This is a genomic window from Mitsuaria sp. BK041, assembly GCF_014193085.1.
GTDB lineage: Bacteria > Pseudomonadota > Gammaproteobacteria > Burkholderiales > Burkholderiaceae_C > Roseateles.
The window spans coordinates 3460406-3482793 of the sequence record NZ_JACHYT010000001.1 but is presented as its reverse complement, the minus strand read 5'-3'; the positions used below and the strand labels follow the sequence as shown (position 1 = coordinate 3482793).

Genomic DNA, 22388 nt, shown 5'->3' with positions numbered 1-22388 from the left:
TTGTCGGCGGAAAAATGGCGACCTCGTGGGCCGCCATCGTTGCTGTCGCGACGCGCGCGTCGCGGATCGTCGGGTCTCAGCCCAGCGCGGCGAGGGCGCGGCCGGTGATCTCGTCGACTGTGCCGATGCCTTCGATGCGGCGGTACTGCGGCGCCTGCGCGTCACCGCTGGCGGCCCAGGTCGAGTAGTAGTCCACCAGCGGGCGGGTCTGCGCCTGGTACACCTCGAGCCGCTTCTTGACGGTCTCTTCCTTGTCGTCGTCGCGCTGGATCAGGTCCTCGCCGGTGACATCGTCCTTGCCGGCGACCTTGGGCGGGTTGAACTTGGTGTGATAGGTGCGACCCGAGCCGACGTGCACGCGGCGGCCGCTCATGCGCTCGATGATGGCGGCGTCAGGGACGTCGATCTCGAGCACGAAATCCAGCTTCACGCCGGCGGCCTTCATCGCGTCGGCCTGCGGGATGGTGCGGGGGAAGCCGTCGAACAGGAACCCCTTGGCGCAGTCCGGCTGCGCGATGCGTTCCTTGACCAGGCCGATGATGATGTCGTCGCTGACGAGGCCGCCGGCGTCCATCACCTTCTTGGCCGCGACGCCGAGCTCGGTGCCCGCCTTGACGGCGGCGCGCAGCATGTCTCCGGTGGAGATCTGCGGGATACCGAACTTTTGGCAGATGAAAGCCGCCTGGGTGCCTTTACCGGCGCCAGGGGCGCCCAGAAGAATCAGTCGCATGGGTCTCCTCGATATGGGGAGAGGGCGCGCCGCACGGGTCGACGCGCCCTCGAAAACTGCGGGCGAGGATAGCACGGGCCTGCCTACGCCCCACTGACGCGACCGTCGAATGACAGGGGCCGTCACCCGGTCGGGCCAGGGCCGCGATTCAGCTGGCCATCAACTGTCTGACGCGTTCCAGGTCCTCGGGCGTGTCCACGCCGGGACCGGGCCGCTCGTCGCTGACATGCACCGCGATGCGCTCGCCGTGCCACAGCACGCGCAGTTGCTCGAGGGCCTCGATCTGCTCCAGCGGCGAGACGGCCAGCGTCGGGAAGCGGCGCAGGAAACCGGCGCGATAGGCATACAGGCCGACGTGGCGCAGGACCGCCCCCGGCTTGATGCGGGCGCCGCCGCCTGGCGCGTCCCGCCACCAGGGGATGGGCGCGCGGGAGAAATACAGCGCCAGGCCTTGCGCGTCGGTCACCAGCTTCACCACGTTCGGATTCGCGAACTCGGCGTCGTCGTCGATCGCGTGCGCGACCGTCGCCATCGCGCACTGCGGCCGCGCGGCCAGCAGCTCGGCGCAGGCGCGGATCATCGCCGGCGCGATCAGCGGCTCGTCGCCCTGGACGTTCACCACCAGCGCGTCGTCCGGCAGGGCCAGCAGCTCGCAGGCCTCGGCCAGGCGGTCGCTGCCGCTGGCGTGGTCGGCCCGGGTCATCAGCGCGCGGATGCCGTGGGCCTCGCAGGCCTGGCGCACCTCGGCCGCGTCCGTGGCCACCACGACCTGGGCCGCGCCGGCCAGCGCGGCCCGGCGCGCGACCTGCACGATCATCGGCGCGCCGGCGATGTCCGCCAGCGGCTTGTTCGGCAACCGCGTCGAGGCCAGGCGGGCCGGAATGACGATGTGGAAGGGCGTGCTCACGCCGGGTCGCCTTCGGCGTCGGTGGAGCGGGCCTCGTTGGCCAGCATCACCGGGATGCCGTCGCGGATCGGGAAGGCCAGGCGGTCGGCGGGGCAGACCAGTTCGCGGTCCGGCAGGCCGGTCGCCGCGGCGTTGCGGCGGTCTTCCAGCGGGCCCTTGCAGACGGGGCACACCAGCATCTCAATCAGTCGATGGTCCATGGGGGAGCAGCCGCCGCAACTCGCGCTGCAGCGCCTCTTCAAAAGCGGGTTCGGGGCGGAAGTCTAGCGCCACCACCCAGATGCGGCAGCCCTGCAGCGCCTCGGGGCGCAGCTTGACGGCATCCTTCTCGGTGATGACGACCTCGTCGGTGCGCGCCCAGGGCAGCGGGTCCAGCGCGGCATGATCGGGCAGGGCCAGCGCGCGGAAGTTCAGGCCCTGCTCGCCGAGCATGTCGAAAAAGCGCTGCGGCCGCGCCAGGCCCGCGGCCGCCAGCAGCGGCTTGCCGCGCAGCGCGTGCAGGCGCTCGAGCCGGGCCGGCTCGCCGCGCCACCAGTCCGCCAGCGCGACCGCGCCCGCCAGTTGCCGGGTGCCGACGTAGCCGGGCAGGGCGGTGCTGGGGCGGCCGGTGCTGTAGAGCACCAGGGTGTCGGCGCAGGAGCCCGGCGGCGGCGGCAGGGCGCGTGACTGGCGCAGCGGCCCCGCCGGGAGCAGCCGGCCGTTGCCCAGGCCGCGCTCGTCGAAGACGAGGAGGCTCAGCTGCCGCGGCAGCCGCCAGTGCTGCAGGCCGTCGTCGGAGACCAGCAGCTGGATGTCGGGGTTGGCCTGGAGCAGCGCGCGCGCCGCCGCGATGCGGTCGCGGCCGACGGCCACCGGCACGCCGGCGCGCAGCTTGATCAGCAGGGGTTCGTCGCCGACGTCCTCGGCGCGGTCGCCGTCGGCGATGACGCGGACCTGCACCTCGTCGGCGCGGCCGTAGCCGCGCGAGATGACGCCGGCGCGCAGGTTCAGGCGCTGGAGCGTGTCCAGCAGCGCGAGGGTGGTGGGGGTCTTGCCGGCGCCGCCGACCACCCAGTTGCCGACGACGATGACCGGCACCGGCAGCGGCTCGCTGCGCTTGAGGCCGAGCCGGTAGAGCAGCACCCGCAGCCGGATCACCGCGCCGTGCAGCGCGGCCAGCGGGCGGAGCAGGTGGGCCAGGCGGTCGTCGTCGCGCCAGGCGCGCTGCAGCCGGTCTTCAAGTGCCGGCCGGGTCATGCGCGGGCCCGGCCGACCGCGGCGCCCACGGCGGTCATTGCGGCTTGTTGGCGGCGAAGGTCAGTCGCGTCAGGTTGGCGCGACGCGCCGCGTCCATCGCGTTGACCACCGCCTGGTGCGGCGTCGCCGCGTCGGCGGAGACGATGACCACCGGTTCCTGCTTGCCTTGCGCCGCCTGCAGCAGCGCGGCGGTCAGCAGGTCGACGCTGCGACCTTCGACCGCGTTGCGGTCGATCGCGTAGCGGCCGTCCGCCGAGATGGCCACGATGATCTCGGCCGGCCGGTCCTTCAGCTGCTGGGCGTCCGCCGTCGGCAGCGTCAGCTGCAGCTCGGTGAACTTGGAATACGTGGTCGACAGCATCAGGAAGATCAGCACGACCAGCAGCACGTCGATGAACGGGATCAGGTTGATCTCCGGTTCCTCGCTCTGGCGACGGCGGAACTTCATGCCTTGGCCTTGCCTGGCGCGGGCGTGGCGACCGGCGGCGGCACGGTCACCGGACCGGTGTTGGCCGCATGGGCGCCGGCGGGCATCGCGCGGTTCACCAGGTGCGTCAGCAGGCGCTCGCTGGCCTGTTCCATGTCCACCACGTAGGCCTCGATGCGGCCGCGGAAGTAGCGGTAGAACATCAGCGACGGGATCGCCACGATCAGGCCGAACGCGGTGTTGTAGAGCGCGATCGAGATGCCGTGCGCCAGCAGGCCGGGGTTGTTGCCGGTGGGGCTCTGGCTGCCGAAGATCTCGATCATGCCCACCACCGTGCCGAGCAGTCCCAGCAGCGGGGCGGCCGCGGCGATGGTGCCCAGCGTGTTGAGGTAGCGCTCCATCTGGTGGATCGCGTGGCGGCCGGCCAGCTCGAAGACCTGGCGCAGGCGGGCTTCGCCGGCGCGCGGGTCGGCCTGCGAGGCGCGCAGCCCGGCGGCCAGCACCTGGCCCAGCAGCGAGTTCTCGGCCAGCTTGCCCACGACCTCGCCGCTCGGGATCTGCAGCTGGGTCACGCCCAGCACTTCCTCGATCAGGCTGGGCGGCGCCACCCGGGCGGCGCGCAGGCTCACGACGCGCTCGATGATCAGCGCCAGGGCCACCACGGAACACAGCAGCAGCGGCCAGATCGGCCAACCGGCGGCTTGTATGATCGAAAACAAGGCTTTCCCTCCGTTCGGGCATCTCCGGCCCGGCGGCGCATTATGGCGCCACGCCGCCCGCGCTTCGACCACCGCGGCCCCTCATCACAAGCCCTTACAAACATCCACCGAACCTGTGGATAACTTTGTGGGCAACTGGTCGCGGAACCGCGCCAGGGCCCGTCAGCAAACGGCAAGGATTAGCCTGCTTCAAAAATGAGCAGGAAAAAGCTTTTGAAAAACAAGCGCTTATCGATATGTGACGCGGGCATGACGGGCAATATGGCCTGCGGAGCCAGCATTGGCGCGGCTGTGGAGTTCCCGACCCGCGCCATTGCTGGGTTTGCGCATGATTGACGCCCCACAACCCGCATCGCCACGGATGGTCTGGGGGGTCGCGGCCCTGTTGACGGCCCTTTCCGACGCATTGCAGGCCAGATTCCCCGTCGTGACGGTGCAAGGCGAGCTGTCGGGTTTCACCCGCGCGGCCAGCGGCCACTGCTACTTCAGCCTGAAGGATGCCGACGGCCAACCGGCGATGCTGCGCTGCGCGATGTTCCGGCGCGCCGCCTCGATGGTCGACTTCGCGCCGCGCGACGGCATGACCGTCGAGCTGAGAGGCCGGCTCGACCTCTACGGGCCGCGCGGCGAACTGCAATTCATCGTCGAGGCGATGCGGCGCTCCGGCGAGGGCGCGCTGTACGAGCAGTTCCTGCGCCTGAAGGCGCGGCTGGAGGCGCAGGGCTGGTTCGATCCCGACCGCAAGCGCCGCCCGCCGCCCTACGCGCGCCGGATCGGCGTGATCACCTCGACCGGCGGCGCGGCCCTGCATGACGTGCTCACGGCGCTGCGCCGGCGCGCGCCGCATGCGCGGGTGTTCATCTACCCGACGCTGGTGCAGGGCAGCGAGGCCCCGCCGGCCATCGTTCGCGCGCTGGCCGCGGCGAACGCCCGTGCCGACGCCGAGGTGCTGCTGCTCGTGCGCGGTGGCGGTTCGCTCGAGGACCTCTGGGCCTTCAACGACGAGCGCGTCGTGCAGGCGGTGGGCGAATCGGCGCTGCCGGTGATCTGCGGCGTCGGGCACGAGACCGACATCACCCTCGCCGACCTGGCGGCCGACCTGCGGGCGCCGACGCCGACCGCCGCCGCGGAGCTGGCGACCGTGGCACGCCAGCAATGCCTGGACAGCCTGGATGCGCTGGAGCGGCAGCTGCGGCGCCGTGTCGAGCAACGCCTGGACGCGGCGGCGCAGCGGCTGGACCGGCTCGCGCTGCGGCTGGCGCGGCCGGGCGACGCGCTGGCGCGACAGCGCCGGCGGCTCGATCTGCTGTCGCAGCGGCTGGGGCAGGTCGCGCCGCGCACCGTGTCGATGGAGACCCAGCGCCTGCGCCACTTCGCGCAGCGCCTGGCCCAGGTCGCGCCCCGCGCCGCCGCCCTGGAACAGCAGCGGCTGCGGCACCTGGCGCAGCGGCTGGACCGCGCGCTGCCGCAACAGGCGCAGCGCGGCGCCCAGCGGCTGGAGGGGCTGGCGGCGCGCCTTCAGGCGCTCGACCCGCGCCAGGTGCTGGCGCGCGGTTATGCCTGGCTGGACGACGGCCAGGGCCGGGCGCTCGGTTCGGTGGACCAGCTCCACGAGGGCCAGGACTTGCGCGCCGTGCTGGCCGACGGCGAGGCCGACCTGCGGGTCGGGCGCATCGCCCGCCGGGAGCGCTGAGGGGCGGCCTGCGCCCCGGGGCGGCGGGGTACGCGTGCTCCCGGCAGGGGCATGATTTCGCTGCCTACAATCGCCCGCGACATCCGTCCCACCACCAACCGATTAGGAGTCCCTCATGGAACACGTCCTGCCCGAGCTGCCGTACGACAAGAAGGCGCTGGAGCCGCACATCAGCGCCGAGACCTTCGAGTACCACCACGGCAAGCATCACAAGGCCTACGTGGACAACCTGAACAACCTGCAGAAGGGCACCGAGTTCGAAAGCAAGACGCTGGAAGAGATCGTCAAGACCTCGAGCGGTCCGATCTACAACAACGCCGCCCAGATCTGGAACCACACCTTCTTCTGGTCCTGCATGAAGCCCAACGGCGGCGGCGCGCCGACCGGCAAGCTGCTTGACGCGATCAATGCCAAGTGGGGCAGCGTCGATGCCTTCAAGGAAGCCTTCCAGAAGAGCGCCGTCGGCAACTTCGGTTCCGGCTGGACCTGGCTGGTGAAGAAGGCCGACGGCAGCGTCGACATCGTCAACACGGGCGCCGCCGGCACGCCGCTGACCACCGCCGACACCGCGCTGCTGACCATCGACGTGTGGGAACACGCCTACTACATCGACTACCGCAACGCGCGTCCGAAGTTCGTCGAGACCTTCCTGAAGAGCCTGGTCAACTGGGACTTCGCGCAAGCCAACTTCGGCAACTGAAGCCGCGGCGCCTGCGCGAGCGGGCGCCGGATGGACCAACGGCCCGGGATCGCTCCCGGGCCGTTGTCGTTTCAGGCGGCGCCGCGACCTCGCGGCTTCGCTTCACTTGGGCCAGGGGCCGCCGCGCAGCTTGGAGCCGGCCTTCAGGCCGCGCTTGTCGAACCAGCCCTTGTTCATTTCCAGCACGTAACGCACCGGCTTGGCGGAGCAGTGCGAGGCGTCGGACAACGGCTGCATCTCGACGATGTTGACGATGGTGCCGTCGTCGGCGACGAACGCGGCCGACAGCGGGATCAGCGTGTTGCGCATCCAGAAGCATTGCTGCGCGGGCTGTTCGAACACGAAGATCATGCCGGCGTTGGGCGCCATCTCCTTGCGGGCCATCAGGCCGATGGCGCGCTGCTCGTCGGTGCGGGCGACCTCGGCATGGATCAGGTGCATGCCCGCGCCGAGCTCGACGACCGGCAGGCCGGTCTGCGGGATCTGCTGGGCCAGGGCGGGCGCGGCGGCCGACAGCGCGGTGATCAACAGGGCGGTCGACAGGGCGGCGGACGATGCGGCGCGTTTGATATTGAGCATGGCGAGACCTCGAGGATGGGCGGATTATCGCGGCCATGTTGCCCGCCCCCGCCGCCTCGGCCGATGCCGGCGCCCGGGGCGCCGACATCCGGCCCGCCAATCGCCCCCGCCGCGACGCGCCGCTGACGCCGGCGGCGTCCTCGGCGCCCGATGGGCTCGACGAAGCGCTGCGCCCCGTCACGCAATGGCACGCGGCAACGGGCGGCGAGCGCATCGCGCGCACGCGCTTGCGGCTCTCGGGCATGCATTGCGCCGCCTGCGCCGGGCTGATCGAAACCACGCTGCAGTCGCGCCGCGGGGTTCACACGGCGCAGGTGAACGCCTCCACCCAGACCTTGTTGCTGGACTGGTCGCCGGCGGACGTCCCGTTCGAGGAGCTGCGGCAATCGCTGAGGGCCGCCGGCTACGACCTCGCCCCTGACCTCGCCGGGCCCGCGCGCGAACTGCGCCGGCGCGAGCACCGACAGGCCGTCTGGCGGCTGTTCGTGGCGAGCTTCCTGATGATGCAGGTGATGATGCTGGCATGGCCGTCCTACGTGGCCGCGCCCGGCGAGATGGCGCCGGACCAGGCGGCCCTGCTGCGCTGGGGCCAATGGGTGTTGACGCTGCCGGTCATGCTGCTGGCGGCGGGCCCGTTCTTCCAGGCCGCGGCCTCGCAGCTGCGCCAGCGCCGCATCGGCATGGACGTGCCCGTGGCCCTGGGATTGGCGGTCGCCTTCGTCGCTGGCAGCGGCGCGACGCTCGATCCGGGCGGGCTCTTCGGGCGCGAGGTCTACTTCGACTCGATCACCATGTTCGTGGCCTTCCTGCTGGGCGCGCGATACCTGGAACTCCGCGCGCGGCACCGCGCTGCGCAAGCGCTCGAGCAGGCGGCCGGCGAACTGCCGGAGCGGGTCGAGCGCCAGAAGCCGGACGGCAGCGTCGAAACGGTGCCCGTGGCGCAGCTGGCGCCGGGAGACCTCGTGCGCGTGTCAGCCGGGCAGCGCATTCCCGCCGATGCCACGGTGGATGCCGGGGCTGGCGCGGTGGACGAGTCGCTGCTCACCGGCGAGTCCAGACCGGTCGCGAAGGTGCCCGGCGACGAGGTGCTCGCCGGCAGCTTGAACCTCCAGGGCGTGCTGATGCTGCGCGTGCGGCAGGTGGGCGAGCAGACCCGGCTGGCCGGCATCCGCCAGCTGATGACGCAGGCCTTCCAGGACCGCCCGGCGACGCTGCGCATGGCCGACCGCGTGGCGGGATGGTTCCTGGCGGCGGTGCTCGTACTGGCCGGCTTGGCGGCGCTCGCGTGGCAGCTGATCGATCCCTCGCGGGCGGTGGCCGTGGCGGTGTCCGTGCTGATCGTGACCTGTCCCTGCGCGCTGTCGCTGGCGGCGCCGGCGGTCTGGCTGGCCGCCGCCGGCACCTTGGCGCGACGCGGGCTGTTGCTGTCGCGGCTCGAGGCGATCGAGACGCTGGCCGACATCGACGTCGTCGTCCTCGACAAGACCGGCACGCTGACCGATCCATCGCCGCGGCCAAGACGCCAATGGCCCGACGCGCTCGACGCCGACGCGCGGTCGGCGGCGCTCGCGCTGGCCGGCGCGTCGCACCATCCGCTGGCGCGCTCGCTCGCGCGAGCGTTGGAATCCGACCTCGACGCTCCGCCCGCGTCGCCGTCGGCAAAGCAGTGGGTGATCGAAGAGTTCAGCGGTCGTGGCCTGGAAGCGCTGGCCGACGATGGGCGGCGATGGCGGCTCGGCGCGCCGCGCTGGGCGCTGACGCACTTCGAGCCGCAGGAGCGGCGAACCGGCGTGGCCGATGCGCAGGTCGTGCTCGCCTGTGACGGCATCGCCCGGGCCGCCTGGCAGTTCGACGAGGCGCTGCGCGACGATGCGCGGCCGGCGGTGAGCGCCTGGCGCGAGCGCGGGCTGGAGGTACATCTGCTGTCCGGCGATGCACCCGAGCGCGTGGCCGCGATCGCGGACCAGGTCGGCCCGGTGCGATGGCGCGGCGGCGCGAGTCCCGAAGACAAGCTGGCCCATGTGGCCGCCTTGCAGGCCTGCGGCCATCGCGTGCTGATGATCGGCGATGGCATCAACGACGCGCCGGTGCTCGCGCGTGCGCAGGTCTCGGTGGCGATGGGGCAGGGCGCCGACCTCGCCAAGTCGCGCGCCGACGCGCTGCTGGTGTCGGACCGGCTCGGCGCGATCACCACCGCGCTCGGTCTGGCCCGGCGAACGCGCCAGGTGGCCCGCCAGAACCTGGCCTGGTCGGCGCTCTACAACGCGGCGTGCGTGCCGATGGCGCTGGTGGGCTGGCTGCCGCCGTGGGCAGCGGGCCTGGGCATGGCGACGAGTTCGCTGCTGGTGGTGGCCAACGCCGCACGCCTCGGACGCGACACGACCTTCCGTCGGTGAGGCCGCCCCCGACGCCTCGACATCGTTCCGGAACCCGCACATGGACATCCTCTACCTGCTGATCCCGTTCTCGGTCGTGCTGGTCCTGCTGGTGCTGATGGTGTTCGGCTGGGCCGTGCAGGACGGACAGCTCGAGTCGCTGGACCGGGAAGGTCAACGAATCCTCGAGGACGACGCCGGAGCTTGACCGTCATCAACACGCTGGCGAACCAGGCGCCGAACAATCGCCGCCAATCGCGCGAAGAGCGCCTCGAGGAGCCAGCATGGCAAGCAAATCAGAGTCAACGGGAGCACGCTCAGGCGCGCCCAGCTACGAGGACGGCGTGGTCCGCGCCTTCGCGCTGGCGGCGGTGCTGTGGGGCGTGGTGGGAATGCTGGTCGGCGTGGTCATCGCCGCGCAGCTCGCCTGGCCGGAGTTGAACTTCGGCATTCCCTGGCTCAGCTACGGCCGGCTCCGGCCGCTGCACACCAACGCGGTGATCTTCGCCTTCGGCGGCTGCGTGCTGATGGCCACCGCCTTCCACGTCGTCCAGCGCACCAGCCATGTGAAGCTGTTCGCCCCCGCCTTGGCGTGGTTCACCTTCTGGGGCTGGCAGGTCGTCATCGTGCTCGCCGCGATCACCCTGCCGCTGGGCCTGACCACCGGCAAGGAATACGCCGAACTCGAATGGCCCATCGACCTCCTGATCGCCGTGGTCTGGGTCGCCTACGCGATCGTCTTCTTCGGCACGATCGGCGTTCGTCGCGTGCGCCACATCTACGTGGCCAACTGGTTCTTCGGCGCCTTCATCATCGCGGTGGCGCTGCTGCACATCGTCAACAGCGCCGAGATCCCGGTCTCGCTGACCAAGAGCTACTCCGCCTATGCCGGCGTCCAGGACGCCATGGTGCAGTGGTGGTACGGCCACAACGCGGTCGGCTTCTTCCTGACGGCCGGCTTCCTCGGCCTGATGTACTACTACATCCCCAAGCAGGCGAACCGGCCGGTCTACAGCTACCGGCTGTCGATCGTCCACTTCTGGGCGCTGATCTTCACCTACATGTGGGCGGGCCCCCACCACCTGCACTACACCGCGCTGCCGGACTGGGCGCAGAGCGTCGGCATGCTGTTCTCGCTGGTGCTGCTGGCGCCGAGCTGGGGCGGGATGATCAACGGGGTCATGACGCTCAGCGGCGCGTGGCACAAGCTGCGCGACGACCCGATCCTGAAGTTCCTGATCGTGGCGCTGTCGTTCTACGGCATGTCGACCTTCGAGGGGCCGATGATGTCGATCAAGACCGTCAACGCGCTCTCCCACTACACCGACTGGACCGTCGGCCACGTGCACAGCGGCGCGCTGGGCTGGGTGGGCTTCATCTCGATGGGGGCGCTGTACCACCTCATCCCCCGCATGTACGGCCGCGTGGAGATGTATTCCAAGCGCGCCATCGAACTGCACTTCTGGATCGCCACGCTGGGCATCGTGCTCTACATCGCCGCGATGTGGATCGCCGGCGTCATGCAGGGCCTGATGTGGCGCGCGGTGAATCCGGACGGCACGCTGACCTGGACCTTCGCCGAGAGCGTCAAGGCGACCTACCCGTTCTACGTGGTGCGGCTGCTGGGCGGCCTGCTGTACCTGAGCGGGATGTGCCTGATGGCCTGGAACGTCGTGATGACGGTCCGAGTCGGCCGCCCGGCCCGCCATCCCATTCCCGGCGCCGCGTTCGCGGCCGCCGCCTGAACGCCCGGACCCCAAGGAGCACGTCATGGCCAACGCCCATGCCCCCGCCACCGGTCACGAGCGCATCGAGACCAGCAACTTCCTGATGATCGTGCTGGTGCTGCTGACGGTGATCGTCGGCGGCATCGTCGAGATCGTCCCGCTGTTCTTCCAGCGCTCGACCACGCAGGCCGTCGAGCATCTGAAGCCGTATTCGCCGCTGCAGCTCGCCGGCCGCGATGTCTACATCCGCGAGGGTTGCTACAACTGCCACTCCCAGATGATCCGCCCGCTGCGCGCCGAGACGCTGCGCTACGGGCATTACTCGGTCGCCGGCGAGTTCGTCTACGACCACCCCTTCCAGTGGGGCAGCAAGCGCACCGGCCCCGACCTGGCCCGGGTCGGCGGCAAGTACAGCGACGAGTGGCACCGCCTGCACCTGACCAATCCGCGGGACCTGGTGCCCGAGTCCAACATGCCGGCCTACGCCTGGTTGTCGGGCGCGGCGCTCGATCCGAAGGACCTCGCGCCCAAGATGCGCGCGCTGCGGACTGTCGGGGTGCCCTACACGGACGAGCAGATCGCCCAGGCCGGCGCCGAAGTCCAGGGCAAGACCGAAATGGATGCCGTCGTCGCCTACCTGCAGGTGCTGGGCACCGCGCTGAAGCCCTGATCGGAGCGCCGTCATGCCTGACATCGATGTGAATGTGCTGCGCTCCGCGGTGACCGTGCTGTCGCTGCTGGTGTTCGCCGGCATCGTGGGCTGGGCCTATGCCCGCCGCAACCGGGAACGATTCGAAGACCAGGGGGCGCTCGTCCTGTCGGACGAGGACGTGGCGCTCCAAGGAGGTCGTCATGAGTGATTTCGTTTCGAACGGCTGGTCGCTGTTCGTGGCCGCCGCCACCGTGCTGGGCCTGGCCCTGTGCCTGGCCCTGCTGATCATCGCCAGCCGCCGCAAGGTGATGGCCGCCGACAACTCCACCGGCCATGTCTGGGACGAGGACATCCGGGAGCTCAACAACCCGCTGCCTCGCTGGTGGATGGTGCTGTTCGTGCTGACGGTGGTCTTTTCGGTGCTCTATCTGGCGCTGTATCCGGGTCTGGGCGGCTACGCCGGTCGGCTGGGCTGGTCGAGCACCGGCCAATTCGAGGCCGAGCAGGCCAAGGCCCGCGAGGCCATGCGGACGATCTACGCCAGGTTCGACGGGCTGCCGGTGGAAACCGTGGCCAGGGATCCGCAGGCGATGGGCATCGGCGAACGCCTGTTCGCCAACAACTGCGCCACCTGCCATGGCTCCGACGCCAAGGGGTCCAAAGGCTTCCCGAACCTGACCGACAACGACTGGCTGTATGGCGGCAGCGGCGAGACCCTCATCGAGACGATCACGCGTGGCCGGGAAGGCACGATGCCACCGATGGCGGCGGCGGTCGGCAACGGCGAGGATGTGCGCAACCTGGCGCATTACGTGCTGAGCCTGTCAGGCAGTCCGCACAACTCGGTGGCGGCTGCGCTGGGCAAATCCAGATTCACCGCCTGCGCCGCCTGCCACGGCATGGACGGCCGCGGCAATCAGGCGCTGGGCGCTCCCAACCTCACCGACAAGGTCTGGCTGCACGGTTGGGGCGAGCCCGCGATCGTCGCGATGATCAACAACGGCAAGCACAGCCACATGCCGGAGCACGGCTCCCGGCTCAGCCCCGAGCAGATCCGCGTGCTGGCGGCCTATGTCTGGGGGCTGTCCCATGAGCGCCCCTGAGCTCAAGACGATCTCGCTGTATGCCTCCGAGGCGAAGGTCTATCCCCGCGCGGTGCATGGGTGGTTTGCCTTCTGGCGCTGGGCGCTGGTGTGGGCGACGCAGCTGCTGTTCTATGGGCTGCCCTGGCTGAGCTGGAACGGTCGCCAGGCCGTCCTGTTCGATCTGGACGCGCGGCGCTTCCTGATCTTCGACCTGATCCTGTACCCGCAGGACTTCATCTACCTGACCGCCTTGCTGGTCGTGTCGGCCTTCGGGCTGTTCTTCTTCACCGCGGTGGCGGGCCGGCTGTGGTGCGGCTACGCCTGCCCCCAGACGGTCTACACCGAGATCTTCCTGTGGATCGAGCGGCACACCGAGGGCGACCGCGCGGCGCGCATCCGTCTCGACAAGGCGGTCTGGTCGTTTGGCAAGCTGGGGCGAAAGACGGCGAAACACGCCGCGTGGCTGGCCGTGTCGCTCTGGACCGGTTTCACCTTCGTCGGCTACTTCGAACCGATCCGCGTGCTGGGCGAGAACGCCATGCAGGCGGCGCTCGGCGGATGGGAAGTCTTCTGGATCCTGTTCTATGGATTGGCGACCTATGGCAATGCGGGCTACCTGCGGGAACAGGTCTGCAAGTACATGTGTCCCTATGCCCGCTTCCAGAGCGCGATGCTGGATCGGGACACGCTGATCATCAGCTACGACGCCGTGCGCGGCGATCCGCGCGGCCCGCGCTCGAAGAAGGCGGACCTGTCGACGATCGGACTCGGCGCCTGTGTCGATTGCCAGCAGTGCGTCCACGTGTGCCCCACCGGCATCGACATCCGCAAGGGCCTGCAGCACGAGTGCATCGGATGCGCCGCCTGCATCGACGTCTGCAACGACGTGATGGACAAGTTCGGCTATCCGCGCGGCCTGATCCGATACGCGACCCAGAACGGCATGCAGCATCGTTGGGGCGCCGCGCGCCAATGGCGACGTGTGTTGCGGCCCCGCGTGCTGATCTACGGCGGGATCCTGCTGGCCGTGTCGGCGGCGCTGGTCTGGAGCCTGGCGGTGCGGATGCCCTTCAAGGTGGATGTGGTGCGCGATCGCGCCGCGTTGGCGCGGGAGGTCGAGGACGGGGTCGTGGAGAACGTCTATCGCCTGCAATTGATGAACGCCGCCGAATCGACGCAGGTGTTCGTGCTGGACGTCGAGGGCATCCCCGGCCTGCGGGTCGCCGCACCGACCGGGCGATTGACGCTGGCGCCCGCCGAGGCGCGCTGGGTCACCGTCTCGCTGCGTTTGCCCGCGGAGCAGGCGCGGCGGCTGGGACCGGGCGTGCATCCGATGCGGTTCTCGATCCGCCGGGTGGAGGCGGGCGGCCCGTCGGGGGCCGGCGATGCACGCGAACTGTTCGAGAAATCCACTTTCATGGTGCCGCGATGAGCGCGGCATCCGATCCGGCGCCTCGTCGGCGCCCCGGCCTTCAGCGGGAGCTTCCATGACGACGACACGAATCAACGACCTGGACACGCCGGGCAGCGGTCCCTGGTGGCGGCATCCGATGATGTGGCTGGTGGTCGGCGGGCCCGGCATGGTCGTGGTGGCGGGTGTGGCCACCCTGGTGCTCGCGCTGACGCATCCCGACCCGGTCGTTCCGTCGTCGGACGGCGTCGATCGGAGCGGTGTGGCGGCGGAAGCAGGCGCTGACGCCGCGATGGCCCCTGCGATGAAGGCGCGCAACCACGCGGCGACGGGCGGGCAGACCCCCTGATCGATCCCGGCGTCCGGGCTCGTGCCTACACGGCGCGGCGGACCAGTTGCAGCAGCCGGCGCGGCTTGAGGACCCGCAACTCGCGCGCCCGCACCTCCAGCACACCGTCCTCCTGCATGCGCGAGAAAGTGCGGCTGACCGTCTCCAGCGTGAGCCCCAGATGGCTGCCGATCTCGTCGCGCGTCATGCGCAGCACGACGCTGGAGGACGAGAAGCCGCGTGCGCGCAGCCGACGCATCAGGTTGATCAGGAACGCGGCGACGCGCTGTTCCGCCCGCATCGAGCCGAGCAGCACCATCATGGCCTGGTCCCGCACGAGTTCCCGGCTCATCAGCCGATGGAACTGGCGCTGCAGGCGGTCGAACTCGCGGGTGAGGTCCTCCAGCCGACCGTAGGGAACGACGCACACCTGCGAGTCCTCCAGCGCGACCGCCTGGCTCGCGTGCGCGCCGTCATAGATGCCGTCCAGGCCCAGCAGCTCGCCGGCCATGTGGAAGCCGGTGACCTGATCGCGGCCGTCCTGCGCCGACGCCGAGGTCTTGAAGAAGCCGGTGCGGACGATGTAGATCGCCTCGAAGACGTCGCCGGTCTTGAACAGCACCGCTCCGCGCGCGACCGCGCGCCGATCGCTCACCATGCGTTCGAGCTGCAGCACCTCCGCGGCGGGCAGGCCGGTCGGCAGGCAGATCTGGCGCAGTGCGCAAGTCGAGCAGCTGATCTTGAAGAGGTCGTGCGGCGCGGAGGGGGGCAGGGAAAGTCGGATGCGGCTCGACATGAGGCGGTCAGGCATGCGAGGAAGCGGCGGATTCTTTGTCGGGGCCCCGGCGCCGGCAATGACATCAATCAATGACGATTTGGCAGCAAAGGGTGAGGATCGCCGCCCATGAACCCTGATCCGACCCCGTGGGACCGCAGCATCCCCGATGCCGATCTGCTGCGCCGGTTCGACATCGCCGGACCGCGTTACACCTCCTATCCGACGGCTGACCGCTTTCATGCAGGCCTCGATGCCGAACGTCATGGAGAGACGCTGGCGCTGCGCGCGTTCGGCCCCGCGGCGGCGCAGCCGCTGTCGGTCTATGTCCACATCCCGTTCTGCGAGTCGGTCTGCTACTACTGCGCCTGCAACAAGGTGGTCACCCGCCACCACGAGCGCGCGGCGGTCTATGTCGACGCGCTGGAGGCGGAGATGGCGCTGGTACACCGGCGGCTCGGCGCGCGCGCGCTGGTGTCGCAGCTGCATTTCGGCGGTGGCACGCCGACCTTCCTGACCGACCGCGAGCTGTCGATGCTGATGGCCTTGCTGCATCGCCACTTCCGCCTCGCGGCCGATGCCGAGATCTCCATCGAGGTCGATCCGCGGACGATCGACGTCGGGCGGCTGCGCCACCTGCGCACGCTGGGGTTCAACCGGCTGAGCTTCGGCGTGCAGGACTTCGATCCCGACGTGCAGCGGGCCGTGCATCGCGAGCAGAGCCTGGAGAGTGTCACGGCGCTGATGGGCGCCGCGCGCGACCTGGGCTTCCGCTCGATCAACGTCGACCTGATCCACGGCCTGCCGCGCCAGACGCCCACCTCCTTCGCGCGGACGATCGACCAGGTCGCCGCCTTGCGGCCCGACCGCATCGCGCTCTACGGGTACGCCCACCTGCCGCACCGCTTCAAGCCGCAGCGCCGCATCGACACCGCCGCGCTGCCGCCGGCCCCGGACAAGCTGCGGATGCTGGCCGGCGCCATTGCCGGGTTCATCGCCCGTGGCTACAGCTACATCGGCATGGACCACTTCGCGCTGGCGGACGATCCGCTCGCCGTCGCCAAGCGGGAAGGGCGCCTGCATCGCAACTTCCAGGGCTACAGCACCCAGCCGGACTGCGACTTGGTGGCGCTGGGCGTGTCGGCGATCTCCAAGGTCGGTGCCTCCTTCGCGCAGAACGTCAAGACGCTGCCCGAGTACTACGCCGCCCTTCGCGAGGGACGCCTGCCCGTCGAGCGCGGGCTGACGCTCGACCAGGACGACCTGGTGCGGCGCGACGCGATCATGGCGCTGATGTGCCAGGGCCGGCTCGAGTTCGATCCGATCGAGCGCTCGCACGGGATCGTCGTCGCGGATTACTTCGCGCCGGAGCTCGAGCGCCTGCGACAGTTCGCGGCGGACGGCCTGGTGACGGTCAATGCGCGCGGCGTGCAGGTCACGCCGATGGGCTGGTTCTTCGTCCGGGCGGTGGCGATGGTGTTCGACCGCTACCTGAAGGCGGTGGATCGCGACACGCCCCCGATGGCGATGGCTGGCGAGCAAGCATCCGTCGCCGCGGCCGAGGCGCCGGTGCGCTTCTCCCGCATCCTCTGAGGCGCCGCCAGAGGCCGGGATGCTGACACTGGCGCTGGCGGGCTCCGCCTTTCTCATGGGAATCGTGGGCTGCGTCCATTGCGCGGCCATGTGCGTCGCGCCATGCGCGGTGGTCTCTGGTGGGCGGCGCGCCGGTGTCGCCGCCTTCCATGGCGGCCGGCTCCTGGGCTACGCGGCGGGCGGGGCCGTCGCCGCGGCCAGCGTGGGCGGACTGCTGCGCTGGGAGATCGCTTCCGGCGCGCTGCGCCCGCTGTGGCTCGTGGTCCAGCTCGCCGCGCTGATGTTCGGCCTGCTCCTCGCCTGGCGGGCGGAGCTGCCGGGGTGGGCGGTGTGGCGCTGGACAGGACGAACGCCAGCGCGCTTGAGCGTCCCCGCCGGCGCGTTGACCGGTGGCGGCGTCGCGTTCACGCCCGCGCGGACGGCCAGCGCGGGCCTGGCCGGCGTGGCGTGGCTGGCTTGGCCTTGCGGGCTCCTGCAATCGGCGCTGACGGTGGCCGCCCTGGCCGACGGCCCCTGGCAGGGCGCGGCGGTGATGGCGGCCTTCGCGCTTGGCTCCTCGCCGGGCCTGGTCGCCGGCCCCTGGCTGCTGGCGCGCCTGGGCGGCGCCGAGCGGGGTGTCGCCAGTGGCGGGTCGGGTGTGCGAATCGCGACCCGGTTCTCCGGCGTCATGCTCGCCGCCGGCGCCCTGTGGGCGCTCGGTCACGGCCTGTGGGCGCAGATCCGCGCGTACTGCGGGTGAAGCCTCCAGGACCCCGGCCGGGGCATCAGCCGATTGAAAGTTTCGCTGTCATAGAATCGGCGCTTCCGTTTGTCCCACCCACCCACGCGATTCGCGGAGACGACTCCATGTACCAGCACATCAAGGTGCCCGAGGGCGGCCAGAAGATCACGGTCAATGCCGACTTCTCGCTCAACGTTCCGAACAACCCGATCATTCCTTACATCGAGGGCGACGGCACCGGCTTCGACATCACCCCGGTGATGATCAAGGTGGTGGACGCGGCTGTGGCGAAGGCCTACGGCGGCGCCAAGAAGATCCACTGGATGGAGATCTACGCCGGCGAGAAGTCGACGAAGGTCTACGGCCCCGACGTGTGGCTGCCGGAGGAGACGCTGCAGGTCCTGAAGGACTACGTCGTCTCGATCAAGGGCCCGCTGACGACGCCCGTGGGCGGCGGCATTCGCTCGCTGAACGTGGCGCTGCGCCAGGAACTGGACCTGTACGTCTGCCTGCGCCCGGTGCGCTGGTTCAAGGGCGTGCCCTCGCCGGTCAAGGAGCCCGAGAAGACCGACATGGTCATCTTCCGCGAGAACTCGGAAGACATCTACGCCGGCATCGAGTTCGAAGCCCAGAGCGACAAGGCCAAGAAGCTGATCAAGTTCCTGCAGGAGGAATTCGGCGTCAAGAAGATCCGCTTTCCGGAAACCTCGGGCATCGGCGTCAAGCCGGTGTCGAAGGAAGGCACGGAGCGCCTGGTCCGCAAGGCCATCCAGTACGCGATCGACAACGACAAGCCCAGCGTCACGATCGTGCACAAGGGCAACATCATGAAGTTCACCGAAGGTGGCTTCCGTGACTGGGCTTACGCCCTGGCCCAAAAGGAATTCGGCGCCGAGCTGATCGACGGCGGCCCGTGGTGCAAGTTCAAGAACCCGAAGACCGGCAAGGACATCGTGGTCAAGGACAGCATCGCCGACGCGTTCCTGCAGCAGATCCTGCTGCGCCCGGCCGAGTACTCGGTCGTCGCGACGCTGAACCTGAACGGCGACTACATCTCCGACGCGCTGGCTGCCCAGGTCGGCGGCATCGGCATCGCCCCGGGCGCGAACCTGAGCGACTCCGTCGCCATGTTCGAAGCGACCCACGGCACCGCGCCGAAGTACGCGGGCAAGGACTACGTGAACCCCGGTTCCGAGATCCTGTCGGCTGAAATGATGCTGCGCCACATGGGCTGGACCGAAGCGGCCGACCTGATCATCTCGTCGATCGAGAAGTCGATCCTGTCGAAGAAGGTCACGTACGACTTCGCCCGCCTGCTGGACGGCGCGACGCAAGTGTCGTGCTCCGGTTTCGGCCAGGTCATGATTGACAACATGTGAGTCCAGGCCGGCGTGAGCCGGTCCCGACCCGCGACCCCGGCCTGACCCGCCGGGGTTTTCTTTTTTGGGAATCGGCGAACGGCGGCCCGGCGGCGGCCGGCGGTTATCCCAATGCAGAAGGCCCGCTCGCGCGGGCCTTGCTGTGGGCGGTGGATCAGCGCAGGCGGGTCACGCCGCGGCCTGCTGTTGCCCGGCCAGGTTGTCCGCCATCAGCGGGATGCCCAGGGGCGCCTCCATCGCATCGCCGCCGTCCAGCGGGCGGATGTTCTGGGCCAGCTGGCCCTTGGGGCCCTGGACCAATTCATAGCTCACCTTGGAGCCCTGCTTCAGCGTCCGGAAGCCGTCCATCTGAATGGCCGAGAAATGGGCGAAAACGTCCCCTCCGCCTTGTTCGGGTTCAATAAAGCCAAACCCCTTGGCATCGTTGAACCACTTGACCGTGCCTGTTGCCATCGTTCTTCTCCATCCCGGTGTCTTTTTCGCACCGGGGCGGATTCTCAAATCCGTGTCAAGCCAGTGTCAATTGAGGAACTCCCCGGGGTGTGGCGCCGCGAAGGTGACAAACTCGGGGCATTGACGGGCGTTGGCCCGTCCCCATGTAGGGTGCTCCCGCTGTTTATAGAATCGGCTCATGCCTTTGTTTGCTCAACAGTTCCCCCCGGCGGGTCCCCCTGGCGGCGCGCCGCCGCCGGGCACGGAGGAGGGTGGGAATTCCACCACGCTGGAGCGTGTCGCTCAGAAGACGGAGCCTCCGCGCCTGTATCAGGTGCTGATGCTCAATGACGACTTCACGCCGATGGAGTTTGTGGTGATGGTCTTGCAGGAGTATTTCCGCCATGACCTGGATACGGCCACCCAGATCATGTTGAAGATCCATCACGAAGGCCGCGGCGTCTGCGGTGTATTCACCAAGGACGTGGCGGCCACCAAGGTCGAAATGGTGTCGGCGGCCGCACGGCGCGCCGGTCACCCCCTGCAGTGCATTATGGAGGCCGCATGATTGCGCAAGAGCTTGAAGTCAGCCTGCACATGGCGTTTGTCGAGGCACGCCAGCAGCGCCACGAGTTCATCACCGTGGAACACCTGCTGATGGCGCTGCTGGACAACCCGTCCGCGGCCGAGGTGCTGCGCGCCTGCGCAGCGAATATCGAGGACCTGCGCAAGTCGCTTGCGCAGTTCATCAAGGAAAACACCCCCACCGTCGGTGGCACGGACGAGGTCGACACGCAGCCCACGCTGGGATTCCAGCGCGTGATCCAGCGCGCGATCATGCATGTGCAGTCCACCGGCAACGGCAAGAAGGAAGTGACCGGTGCCAACGTGCTGGTCGCGATCTTCGGCGAGAAGGACTCCCACGCGGTCTACTACCTGCACCAGCAGGGCGTCACCCGCCTGGACGTCGTCAACTTCATCGCCCACGGCATCAAGAAGAGCGAGCCGCCCGAGCCCCCGAAGGGCCCGGAAGGCAATGGCGCCGAGTCCGAACGCGAGGAAGGCGAGGGCCAGGGCCAGGGCGGCGGCAAGGGCAGCCCGCTCGAGCAGTTCACCCAGAACCTCAACCAGCACGCCCGCGACGGCAAGATCGATCCGTTGATCGGCCGCGAGCTCGAGGTCGAGCGCGTGGTGCAGGTGCTGTGCCGCCGCCGCAAGAACAACCCGCTGCTGGTGGGCGAAGCCGGCGTGGGCAAGACCGCGATCGCCGAAGGCCTGGCCTGGCGCATCACCGAGGGGCAGGTGCCCGACGTGCTGGCCGAGGCGGTGGTCTATTCGCTGGACATGGGCGCGTTGCTGGCGGGCACCAAGTACCGCGGCGACTTCGAGCAGCGCCTCAAGGCGGTGATCAAGCAGCTCAAGGACCAGCCCGGCGCGATCCTGTTCATCGACGAGATCCACACGCTGATCGGCGCCGGCGCGGCCTCGGGCGGCACGCTGGACGCGAGCAACCTGCTCAAGCCGGCGCTGTCCTCGGGCCAGCTCAAGTGCATCGGCGCGACCACCTTCAGCGAGTACCGCGGCATCTTCGAGAAGGACGCGGCACTGTCGCGGCGCTTCCAGAAGATCGACGTGGTCGAGCCGACCGTGGACCAGACCGTCGAGATCCTCAAGGGCCTGAAGTCGCGCTTCGAGGAGCACCACAGCGTCAAGTACGCGCTGGGTGCGCTGCAGGCCGCGGCGGAGCTGTCGGCCAAGTACATCAATGACCGTCACCTGCCCGACAAGGCGATCGACGTCATCGACGAGGCTGGCGCCGCGCAGCGCGTGCTGCCCAAGAGCAAGCAGAAGAAGACCATCACCCGCGCCGAGGTCGAGGACATCGTCGCCAAGATCGCGCGCATTCCGCCGGCCTCGGTGTCGTCGGACGACCGCGGCAAGCTCAAGAGCCTGGACCGCGACCTGAAGAGCGTGGTCTTCGGCCAGGATCCGTCCATCGATGCGCTGTCCGCGGCCATCAAGATGGCGCGCTCGGGCCTGGGCAAGCCGGACAAGCCGATCGGCTCCTTCCTGTTCAGCGGTCCGACGGGCGTGGGCAAGACCGAGGTTGCCAAGCAGCTCGCCTACATCCTGGGCATCGAGCTGATCCGCTTCGACATGTCCGAGTACATGGAGCGCCACGCCGTCAGCCGCCTGATCGGCGCGCCTCCGGGTTATGTCGGCTTCGACCAGGGCGGCCTGCTGACCGAGGCGATCACCAAGAAGCCGCACGCGGTGCTGCTGCTCGACGAAATCGAGAAGGCGCATCCGGACGTCTTCAACGTGCTGCTGCAGGTGATGGACCATGGCACGCTGACCGACAACAACGGGCGCAAGGCCGACTTCCGCAACGTGATCATCATCATGACCACGAACGCGGGCGCGGAGGCGATGACCAAGTCGACGATCGGCTTCACGACCAAGCGCGAGCAGGGCGACGAGATGGCCGACATCAAGCGGCTGTTCACGCCGGAGTTCCGCAACCGCCTGGACGCCATCGTCAACTTCGGCGCGCTGAACGAGGACATCATCCTGCGCGTGGTGGACAAGTTCCTGCTGCAGCTCGAGAGCCAACTGGCCGAGAAGAAGGTCGAGGTCACCTTCAGCGACGCGCTGCGCAAGCACCTGGCGGCCAAGGGCTTCGATCCGCAGATGGGCGCACGTCCGATGCAGCGCCTGATCCAGGACACCATCCGGCGCGCGCTGGCGGACGAGCTGCTGTTCGGTCGCCTGGTCGACGGTGGTCGCCTGAGCGTGGACGTGGACGACAAGGGCGAGGTCCAGCTCGACATCACGCCCAACAAGAAGGACAACAAGCCCAAGGCGGAGCCGGCGACGGCCGACTGACGCCCGCCCCCTCCACCGAAAGCCCGCTCACGC

Annotated in this window: 25 protein-coding genes; 16 read left to right on the top strand and 9 right to left on the bottom strand. The window is 69.3% G+C overall.

The annotated features are described in order from the left end of the window. Window positions 1–76: 76 nt before the first annotated feature. From adk to FHT38_RS14685, 6 genes are all read right to left on the bottom strand, one after another. Entirely contained in the window at window positions 77–730 is a 654-nt protein-coding gene (adk, locus tag FHT38_RS14710; RefSeq protein ID WP_091732226.1) for an adenylate kinase, read from the bottom strand. A 148-nt stretch (window positions 731–878) separates the two neighbouring features. Continuing rightward, window positions 879–1637: a 3-deoxy-manno-octulosonate cytidylyltransferase gene (kdsB, locus tag FHT38_RS14705; RefSeq protein ID WP_183480759.1), complete on the bottom strand. Its 759-nt coding sequence runs from the start codon at window positions 1635–1637 to the stop codon at window positions 879–881. Then, the gene (locus tag FHT38_RS14700; protein WP_091732234.1) at window positions 1634–1837 is read right to left on the bottom strand and encodes a Trm112 family protein; all 204 of its coding nucleotides are present in this window, start codon (window positions 1835–1837) and stop codon (window positions 1634–1636) included. Before FHT38_RS14700 ends, kdsB begins: the two co-directional genes overlap by 4 nt. Continuing rightward, window positions 1818–2873, bottom strand: coding sequence for a tetraacyldisaccharide 4'-kinase (gene lpxK / locus FHT38_RS14695; RefSeq protein WP_183492203.1), 1056 nt, complete (start codon window positions 2871–2873; stop codon window positions 1818–1820). Before lpxK ends, FHT38_RS14700 begins: the two co-directional genes overlap by 20 nt. A gap of 34 nt (window positions 2874–2907) precedes the next feature. Continuing rightward, window positions 2908–3321, bottom strand: a complete 414-nt coding sequence (locus FHT38_RS14690) for a biopolymer transporter ExbD (protein WP_091732241.1) — start codon at window positions 3319–3321, stop codon at window positions 2908–2910. Further along, window positions 3318–4019 (bottom strand): MotA/TolQ/ExbB proton channel family protein, encoded by a 702-nt coding sequence (locus FHT38_RS14685; RefSeq protein ID WP_091732246.1) that lies wholly within the window; start codon window positions 4017–4019, stop codon window positions 3318–3320. Before FHT38_RS14685 ends, FHT38_RS14690 begins: the two co-directional genes overlap by 4 nt. Before the next feature lie 195 nt (window positions 4020–4214). Between FHT38_RS14685 and FHT38_RS25090 the strand changes: the two genes are divergently transcribed. The 3 genes from FHT38_RS25090 (at window position 4215) to FHT38_RS14675 (ending at window position 6412) form a co-directional block, all read left to right on the top strand. Then, entirely contained in the window at window positions 4215–4355 is a 141-nt protein-coding gene (locus tag FHT38_RS25090) for a hypothetical protein (protein ID WP_221213992.1), read from the top strand. Then, window positions 4348–5712 carry an exodeoxyribonuclease VII large subunit gene (xseA, locus tag FHT38_RS14680; protein WP_183492202.1) on the top strand — a complete coding sequence of 455 codons (1365 nt, stop codon included), beginning with the start codon at window positions 4348–4350 and terminating at the stop codon, window positions 5710–5712. The genes FHT38_RS25090 and xseA overlap by 8 nt, the downstream gene beginning before the upstream one ends. Before the next feature lie 115 nt (window positions 5713–5827). Further along, window positions 5828–6412 carry a superoxide dismutase gene (locus tag FHT38_RS14675; protein WP_091732254.1) on the top strand — a complete coding sequence of 195 codons (585 nt, stop codon included), beginning with the start codon at window positions 5828–5830 and terminating at the stop codon, window positions 6410–6412. Window positions 6413–6514: 102 nt separating this feature from the next. Here FHT38_RS14675 and FHT38_RS14670 read toward each other — a convergent pair whose 3' ends face one another. After that, complete coding sequence (locus FHT38_RS14670; protein WP_183492201.1) at window positions 6515–6991, bottom strand: DUF192 domain-containing protein; 477 nt, start codon at window positions 6989–6991, stop codon at window positions 6515–6517. A 35-nt stretch (window positions 6992–7026) separates the two neighbouring features. Here FHT38_RS14670 and FHT38_RS14665 point away from each other — a divergent pair, with 35 nt between their 5' ends. The 8 genes from FHT38_RS14665 (at window position 7027) to FHT38_RS14630 (ending at window position 14590) form a co-directional block, all read left to right on the top strand. Next, window positions 7027–9387, top strand: coding sequence for a cation-translocating P-type ATPase (locus FHT38_RS14665; RefSeq protein ID WP_183492200.1), 2361 nt, complete (start codon window positions 7027–7029; stop codon window positions 9385–9387). Window positions 9388–9427: 40 nt separating this feature from the next. After that, window positions 9428–9574 (top strand): cbb3-type cytochrome oxidase assembly protein CcoS, encoded by a 147-nt coding sequence (gene ccoS, locus FHT38_RS14660; protein ID WP_091732264.1) that lies wholly within the window; start codon window positions 9428–9430, stop codon window positions 9572–9574. A 76-nt stretch (window positions 9575–9650) separates the two neighbouring features. Beyond that, window positions 9651–11111, top strand: coding sequence for a cytochrome-c oxidase, cbb3-type subunit I (gene ccoN / locus FHT38_RS14655; RefSeq protein WP_183492199.1), 1461 nt, complete (start codon window positions 9651–9653; stop codon window positions 11109–11111). A gap of 25 nt (window positions 11112–11136) precedes the next feature. Then, window positions 11137–11763, top strand: a complete 627-nt coding sequence (gene ccoO, locus FHT38_RS14650) for a cytochrome-c oxidase, cbb3-type subunit II (protein ID WP_091732274.1) — start codon at window positions 11137–11139, stop codon at window positions 11761–11763. 13 nt (window positions 11764–11776) lie between these two features. Next, a complete protein-coding gene (locus FHT38_RS14645) occupies window positions 11777–11953 on the top strand; it encodes a cbb3-type cytochrome c oxidase subunit 3 (protein WP_091732277.1) in 177 nt (58 codons plus the stop codon). Then, window positions 11946–12848, top strand: coding sequence for a cytochrome-c oxidase, cbb3-type subunit III (gene ccoP, locus FHT38_RS14640; RefSeq protein WP_183492198.1), 903 nt, complete (start codon window positions 11946–11948; stop codon window positions 12846–12848). The genes FHT38_RS14645 and ccoP overlap by 8 nt, the downstream gene beginning before the upstream one ends. Then, the gene (gene ccoG, locus FHT38_RS14635) at window positions 12835–14262 is read left to right on the top strand and encodes a cytochrome c oxidase accessory protein CcoG (RefSeq protein WP_255488692.1); all 1428 of its coding nucleotides are present in this window, start codon (window positions 12835–12837) and stop codon (window positions 14260–14262) included. Before ccoP ends, ccoG begins: the two co-directional genes overlap by 14 nt. 55 nt (window positions 14263–14317) lie before the next feature. Then, window positions 14318–14590, top strand: a complete 273-nt coding sequence (locus FHT38_RS14630; protein WP_091732289.1) for a hypothetical protein — start codon at window positions 14318–14320, stop codon at window positions 14588–14590. A gap of 25 nt (window positions 14591–14615) precedes the next feature. Here FHT38_RS14630 and FHT38_RS14625 read toward each other — a convergent pair whose 3' ends face one another. After that, a complete protein-coding gene (locus FHT38_RS14625) occupies window positions 14616–15365 on the bottom strand; it encodes a cyclic nucleotide-binding domain-containing protein (RefSeq protein ID WP_183492506.1) in 750 nt (249 codons plus the stop codon). 108 nt (window positions 15366–15473) lie between these two features. Here FHT38_RS14625 and hemN point away from each other — a divergent pair, with 108 nt between their 5' ends. The 3 genes from hemN (at window position 15474) to icd (ending at window position 19037) form a co-directional block, all read left to right on the top strand. Then, entirely contained in the window at window positions 15474–16937 is a 1464-nt protein-coding gene (gene hemN / locus FHT38_RS14620; RefSeq protein ID WP_183492196.1) for an oxygen-independent coproporphyrinogen III oxidase, read from the top strand. 19 nt (window positions 16938–16956) lie between these two features. After that, window positions 16957–17676, top strand: a complete 720-nt coding sequence (locus FHT38_RS14615; RefSeq protein ID WP_255488691.1) for a sulfite exporter TauE/SafE family protein — start codon at window positions 16957–16959, stop codon at window positions 17674–17676. Window positions 17677–17783: 107 nt separating this feature from the next. Beyond that, window positions 17784–19037 carry an NADP-dependent isocitrate dehydrogenase gene (icd, locus tag FHT38_RS14610; RefSeq protein ID WP_091732300.1) on the top strand — a complete coding sequence of 418 codons (1254 nt, stop codon included), beginning with the start codon at window positions 17784–17786 and terminating at the stop codon, window positions 19035–19037. Window positions 19038–19205: 168 nt separating this feature from the next. Here icd and FHT38_RS14605 read toward each other — a convergent pair whose 3' ends face one another. Next, complete coding sequence (locus tag FHT38_RS14605; RefSeq protein WP_091732303.1) at window positions 19206–19490, bottom strand: cold-shock protein; 285 nt, start codon at window positions 19488–19490, stop codon at window positions 19206–19208. A 178-nt stretch (window positions 19491–19668) separates the two neighbouring features. Between FHT38_RS14605 and clpS the strand changes: the two genes are divergently transcribed. Together clpS and clpA are read left to right on the top strand one after the other, a co-directional pair. After that, entirely contained in the window at window positions 19669–20037 is a 369-nt protein-coding gene (gene clpS / locus FHT38_RS14600; protein ID WP_091732307.1) for an ATP-dependent Clp protease adapter ClpS, read from the top strand. Then, window positions 20034–22355, top strand: coding sequence for an ATP-dependent Clp protease ATP-binding subunit ClpA (gene clpA, locus FHT38_RS14595; protein WP_091732310.1), 2322 nt, complete (start codon window positions 20034–20036; stop codon window positions 22353–22355). Before clpS ends, clpA begins: the two co-directional genes overlap by 4 nt. Window positions 22356–22388 lie beyond the last annotated feature (33 nt).